Origin of the sequence: Peptostreptococcus anaerobius VPI 4330 = DSM 2949 (assembly GCF_000381525.1) — a bacterium.
Taxonomy (GTDB): domain Bacteria; phylum Bacillota; class Clostridia; order Peptostreptococcales; family Peptostreptococcaceae; genus Peptostreptococcus; species Peptostreptococcus anaerobius.
Window position 1 is genome coordinate 1 of sequence record NZ_KB906661.1, and the last position, 5547, is coordinate 5547.

The following is a 5547-nucleotide window of genomic DNA, read 5'->3' on the forward strand; positions in this document are numbered from 1 at the left end:
GACTTCTCACAGTTCGTTGTTACTAGGTTTTCCCTCTGTGAGACCTCACGGGATAAGTCGTCAGTCTTTCCTCGTCTACCTGCCTAATTTACTTACATAAGTTACGTTTGCCTTTTGGACTTCGTGACTTTGGGCCCACTCATCCTTTATGTAAGCCTTTATATTAGGTTTCTGTACGTCAGGCTACGATTTTGCTATTGCTTCTTCTCGCCATCACCTCACGGTGATAACCTTGCAAGTTGCTATGAGGTTCGTCGGCAACTACGCCCTACGTGGACTTTCACCACAGACTGACGGCATGCCCGTCATACCCAAAAAGAGCGTTGACCACATAAAAATGCAATCAACGCTCTATATATTATTTATACAATATATTATTTATACAATTTATTACATACTTAATTCTATGCTAACTTATTAAAACACATTCTTCCTATAGTTAACATAGCACTGCTGTACTTCTTCCATCTTGACCTTGGCTATCTGCTGTAGTCTTGATGCCTCTTCATAGTCTCCCATCTCTAGGGATTCCTTGATTCTTCCATATATTGAAAGCTCGTTTAGGGTATTCTTCATCAGTTCATGCTTGATCTGCTCAATTGAATCCCACATCACTTCATCTATAGCATCCATAGAATCTGAAGTGTGTAGCTTCTTGAATGTCCTAAGCAGTCTTATGTTCCTATCTATAATTCTAGTAGAAAGCTTCTTCTTCCATTTATCTAGTGATCCAAGCTTGAATGACTCTATTATAGCATCAGTGAATACATCTCCATCTGTCAAAGCCTTCTTCTTTTCAACATTTTCATCTAGGTACTTCATAGCCTCGTATACAGTAGCTGGTGGCATACCGAACAATCTATTTCTCTCAACTAGAGAATACACCTCGAATACGTCATTTTCGTCCCTGTAGGCTCTTCCCTCTTCAAGGTAGAATCCCTTGTCTTGAGGCTGCTTAGATATTTCCTTTTCAAGCTCCTTAGTATCAAACTTCTTGTTGTCTGCCACTGCCCTGATACCGTCTAACATAGTCTGGTAGCAACCAGCTATAGTAAGGTACTTGTTAGATAGTGGGTTTGGAGACCTAAGTTCAAACCTAAGTGACTTATCTGAATTGACATCTCTTATCAGACCAACGAGTACCGACCTATTTCTTGATGGCACTTCATATGAATGACCAAGTGATGTAACTGTACATACCGGAGCCTCAAAACCAGCAACCAACCTGTTAAAGGCATCATTAGTATTAGTAACTATAGGACCTAGAACCTCATAGTTCTTTAGCATACCCATCAATGAACCATAACCTATAGGGCTAAGGTAGTCTTCCCTCATATTCTTAGGGGCAAACATATTTACCCTCTTACCATTCTTTAATTTTGCACCAACGCTGACATGGACATGGGCACCAGAACCTGCAACACCATGGATTGGTTTAGCCTTAAAGCTCACTTCAAGTCCGTGTGATTCAAATATATCATCTACAATATCCCTTACAAACAACTCATTGTCCGCTGCCTGTAGAGGTGTAGAGAACTTCCAAGATATCTCCAACTGCTCCATAGCGTGGTTAGTAGTACCAGTATTGTTGATTGAAGAATGGATACCACCGACTTCCTTGTGCGCCATTTCAGGCTCAATACCATACTTTTCAAGCTCTATTAGACACTCTTCTAGGCAAGTCCTAATCACTCCCCTAGTTCTCTTCCAATACTGCTCCTTTAGAGACTGAGATACAAATAGTTTCTCAAGGTCTGCCTTGTCCTCTGGTGTGTTGACCCAGAATTCCAATTCAGTAGCCGCTGTCAAAGATATACTTTCTATATCATCAACGCTATCAATGTTCGTGTTTTCTATTATCTGTGGATTATCCTTAATTAGTTTTTCTATAGCCTGAGTAAAGTGTTTTTCGGCTTTAAGTAAGGTACCTCTAGAGCAAACTATCTTGTTGTCATGCACTAGAAATGCTGGTATTCTCACTGTACCAACAGGAAGTCCCGTCTCAGGATCTATAAACTCCTTGTTGTAATCAACATACCAAGTTCTCTCAGTGTCAGGCTTAAGGTCAACCTTGGCATTGTTCAGAGTTGCTATGTTATGTAGCTCAACTGAAGAACCATCAGTCTGTATAGACCCCTTCAAGAATGAGTCAATGTCGTCCAAAAATAGACTCACAGGTATCTTTTCATCAGTGGCATTACCACCTATGTCTACACCCATCAACGAAACAAACTTTACATTTGGATTTGCTCCTAATATTTCCTTCAACTTTTCAGCTGAAAGGTATTCACTCTTTATATAATACAATAACTTTGACATATGTACCCCCTGTTACACTAGATAAATAATAATTTGTGTATATTTTTTCAATTAGGCAAATTAATATTCGTATTTTTTATTTTAATATTATATATCATTTACCTTATTTTTACAAGAGTTACTATATATTTTTTTACAATAAAGTATGTAATTTTTTACAACTTATTAGTATTGTATTCCTTAGTCAAATCTAACCTTTCTAACCAAGTTCTTCTTCCTAATCAAATCTAACCTTTCTAACCAAGTTCTTCTTCCTAATCAAATCTAAACTCTCTAACCAAGTTTCTTCCTAGTCAAATCTCAATTCACTTGCAAGCTCCTCAGGATCCACTCCACAAACAAAAAGGTCTGTACTGAGTTCAAATCCTCCAAAATTATACTTCCTAGGTATTATGTGTATATGGTTCCTAAATATAGGCCTATAATCCCTATCAAGTGGGTAATTATGGACTAACATATTAAAAGATATCTCACCATGATAGGCAAACCACTTGGAAAATACCCCTTCAAGCATATAGGCAAGGTCCTCAATATGCTCATCGTCCCAGTCAGATATTGCCAAGTCCGTCTTTTGGATTATCCTTAACTCACCACTGTACCTACAAGCATAAGGTACATAGGCAATAAAAAATTTAGAGTCCTTTATGATCCTAGTCTTGTTTTTTTGCTCTTCATCAATTATATACTCATACAAATTTTCGTCAACTTCCTCATAGAAGTCCTCAGCCACTCTAATCTCCTTTTCAAGTTCAGGAGGTATTATATTCATAGATATAATCTGAGAATGAGGGTGATCTAGGGATGCCCCTGAATTACTACCAGAGTTCTTGAAAATATTGACATATGCTATACCCTCGACCTCTTTTAGGTCACGAGTCCTCATCTTGTACATATTAAGGACATTTTCAAAGTCGCCCCTATCCATATTGAAATAGTTGGCATTGTGTTTGTCAGACTCCACAACAACCTCGTGCTGACCAAATATTTCATCAGTGGACATATCCAATATAGGGAACTTGTTAAACACAGATCTAGCCTTCCACTCACCATCAACTATGATTTCATCCAAGGATTCTCCACACATATGTTCATTACCCTTACAAAAAGGACAAGTCTTGGAGTAGGATTCTTTTTCTACCATCGGTGGTACTTTCTTTTTATTATCGTGCGGTCTTTTGTTTCTAAAGCTTGAATATATAACCAAGCTACCTGTCATCGAGTCTATTCTTATATCTTTCATACGTCACCTCTATTTCTTATTTACACTGATTTCATATATATTATACTGATTTCATATATATTATACTACATATGGCATATTTTGACTATAAATGAGGCGTCCAAACTAACCTACTAATATAAAGTTAAGTTTGTTGTAAATATCATCAGGCTTACATAATATATTAAAGTATATACAAGTTATTGCATTATAATACACCCTACAAGTCTATTCCAACACTATATTACTTTATTTTTTTATGTGATTATTGTTAATTTTTAAATATATGAAAAATCCATTTATTTTTGTGAGTATATATGATATATTAATTAAAAGAGGTAAAAACGTTTTTATTTTTTACTTACTGAATTAATTCAAATTTTCTAAATTGGATTAAATCTAATAACATTATATATAATACGGAGGTATTCACAATGAGATTTTCTACAAGAGTTGGTTCTATGCAGGCTTCACCAGTAAGAAAGCTTGTACCATTTGCAACAGCAGCTAAGAAGCAGGGAGTAAAGGTTTACCACTTAAACATAGGTCAGCCAGACATCAAGACTCCAGAAGGTTTCATGAAGGCAGTTAAGGCATTCGATGAAAAGGTTCTTGCATATGCTGATTCAGTTGGTTCAGAAGAACTAGTTCAGGCTATGATAGACTACTACAAGGGATATGACATGACTTTCGAAAAGGGTGAAATCCTAATCACAAACGGTGGTTCTGAAGCACTTCTATTCGCTCTTATGACACTTTGTAGCGCTGGAGAAAACGTAGTTATACCTGAACCATTCTACACTAACTACAATGGATTTGCTACTTGTGTAGACGTTAGCATTAGACCTATAACAACTAAGGCAGAAAATGGATTCCACCTTCCATCTAAGGAAGAAGTATTAAAGTCAATAGATGACAAGACTAGAGCAATCATATTATCAAACCCAGGTAACCCTACTGGTGCAGTATACACAGTAGAAGAAATGCATATGCTAGCAGAAGTAGCTATAGAAAAAGACCTATGGATAGTATCTGACGAAGTATATAGAGAATTTACATATGATGGACTAAAGTATACAAGCTTTGGTAACATCAAGGAAGTTGAAGACAGAGTAGTAATAGTAGACTCAGTATCTAAGAGATACTCAGCTTGTGGAGCTAGAATCGGTTCACTAGCATCTAAGAACAAAGAATTCATAGCACAGGTATTAAAGCTTTGCCAGGGAAGACTTTGCGTACCTACTCTAGAAATGATTGGAGCAGCTGAACTATACAAGACTCCAAAGTCATACCTAGAAGAAGTAAACAAGGAATACTGCAAGAGAAGAGATACTCTATATGATGCATTAATGGAAATACCAGGAGTAATCTGCAAGAAGCCAACAGGAGCATTCTATATGCAGGTTAAGCTTCCAGTAGAAAACGCTGAAGATTTCGTTATCTATATGTTAAACGAATTCAGACACAATGGAGCAACTACAATGGCTACTCCAGCTGAAAACTTCTACGCTACTCCAGGACTAGGAAGAGACGAAGTAAGACTTGCTTACATCCTAAACTGTGACGATCTAAAGGCAGCAGCAGAATGCATGAAGTTAGGTCTAGAAGCTTACAAGGCAGCAGGAAACAAATAATACATAAATTATTAAAGGAGGTCGAATTGATGTGTACCCATAAAACTGGACACATTAATATTTAGTTTACATTCATGGATGCTAACCTATACAAAGTAGGTGGCATCCATTTTGTTTTCTTCTGAATCCTTTCGTTGTTGTAGTAATATATATATTCATCTATTGCTTTTGAAAACTCTTTAAATGTCTTAAAATCTCTCTCATATCCATAATACATCTCTGTTTTTAGTCTGCCAAAGAATGTTTCCATAATACAGTTATCGTAGCAGTTTCCTTTTTTTGACATTGACTGCGTTATTTGATGCTTTTCTAGTTCTTTAATGTAGTAGCTGTTTTGATATTGCCATCCTTGGTCTGAGTGCATGATTAAGCCTT

General features: G+C 36.7%; 4 protein-coding genes. 1 reads left to right on the forward strand and 3 read right to left on the reverse strand.

Annotated features, from left to right (window positions below):
• Positions 1-417: 417 nt before the first annotated feature.
• The gene (locus F823_RS0110140) at positions 418-2319 is read right to left on the reverse strand and encodes a type I glutamate--ammonia ligase (protein WP_002846060.1); all 1902 of its coding nucleotides are present in this window, start codon (positions 2317-2319) and stop codon (positions 418-420) included.
• A gap of 289 nt (positions 2320-2608) precedes the next feature.
• Positions 2609-3559, reverse strand: a complete 951-nt coding sequence (gene galT / locus F823_RS0110145; protein ID WP_002846061.1) for a galactose-1-phosphate uridylyltransferase — start codon at positions 3557-3559, stop codon at positions 2609-2611.
• A 413-nt stretch (positions 3560-3972) separates the two neighbouring features.
• Here galT and F823_RS0110150 point away from each other — a divergent pair, with 413 nt between their 5' ends.
• Entirely contained in the window at positions 3973-5172 is a 1200-nt protein-coding gene (locus F823_RS0110150) for a pyridoxal phosphate-dependent aminotransferase (RefSeq protein WP_019595757.1), read from the forward strand.
• A gap of 61 nt (positions 5173-5233) precedes the next feature.
• Here the strand turns inward: F823_RS0110150 and F823_RS0110155 are convergent.
• Positions 5234-5547: IS3 family transposase (locus F823_RS0110155; RefSeq protein ID WP_026333380.1), on the reverse strand; the 314-nt coding region annotated here is incomplete at its 5' end.